The 1,193-nt window shown below is 52.4% G+C and carries 2 protein-coding genes; both read left to right on the forward strand.

Going from position 1 to position 1,193, the window contains the following annotated elements:
- On the forward strand, positions 1 to 660 hold a 660-nt coding region (locus J5224_RS28870; RefSeq protein WP_264628523.1), incomplete at its 5' end, for an acyl-CoA dehydratase activase.
- The coding region (locus J5224_RS28875) for a 2-hydroxyacyl-CoA dehydratase (RefSeq protein WP_264628524.1) at positions 657 to 1,193 on the forward strand (537 nt) is incomplete at its 3' end. The genes J5224_RS28870 and J5224_RS28875, both read left to right, overlap by 4 nt.

A 1,193-nucleotide genomic window follows, 5' to 3' on the forward strand; every position in this document is an offset into this window, starting at 1 on the left:
GCCCGCAGTGATATCCGTTGGGTGTGCGCCACCGGCTATGGCCGTCATTCCCTCAAGGAAGCCAACAAAGAGGTTAGCGAGCTCAGTTGCCATGCCAAAGGTGCCAACTATCTGTTTCCCGGCGTTAAAACGGTCATTGATATCGGTGGGCAAGATGTCAAAGCCCTGCATATGGATGGGCAGGGGCGCCTGCTTAATTTTGTCATGAACGATAAGTGTGCCGCGGGCACCGGACGTTTTCTCGATGTCATGTCGCGGGTGCTGGAGACACGCATCGATGAGCTTGCAGCGCTCGGTGCGCAGTCACAAAAGCGCGTCACCATCAGTTCAACCTGTACGGTATTTTCCGAATCTGAAGTGATCTCACATCTCGCCAATAACGAAACCATTCCCGACATCATCAATGGTATTCACAAATCCGTTGCCAGCCGTATTGCCGGGCTGGCAAAACGCGTCGGTATTGAACAACCGGTCATCATGACCGGCGGCGTAGCGAAGAATTTTGAAGTGGTTCGCTATGTCAGTCAGGAATTGGGTGCTCCCATCAAGACATCGCCATTATCACAATATAACGGGGCGATAGGAGCGGCTATTTATGCGTTTGAAGCGTGCAGCGCGTTACTCGCGAGCGACGCACCTCTTTCAGGAACACATCTATGAGCAATGTAACCCCTCAAACGTCGGAACCGGTTCCGGCAAAGAAAAAATTGCAGAACATCGCGGCTCAAGCTTATCAACGGGCCTGGGATGCGAAAAATCGCGGTGAAAAAATCGGCTGGTGTGCCTCCAACTTTCCGCAGGAGATCGCGGAAACATTGGATATCCCGGTGGTGTACCCAGAAAATCAGGCGGCCGCAATCGCGGCGAAAGGCGGTGGTCTGCGCATGTGCGAACATGCCGAGAGTCTGGGATATTCCAACGATATTTGTGCCTATGCCCGCATCAGCCTCTCCTACGCGGATATCAAGCACTGCGAAGAGATGGATATGCCGCAGCCGGATTTTCTGCTGTGCTGTAACAACATCTGCAATTGCATGATCAAGTGGTATGAAAATATTGCCTATGAATTGCATATCCCGCTGATCCTGATCGATATCCCGTTCAAAAATGACTACGACACCGATGACGCCACGGTGCGCTATATCAAGGCGCAGTTTGACGACGCTTTTACGCACCTGGCCGAAATCACCGGG

The sequence above is a fragment of the Candidatus Symbiopectobacterium sp. NZEC135 genome (genome assembly GCF_025962695.1).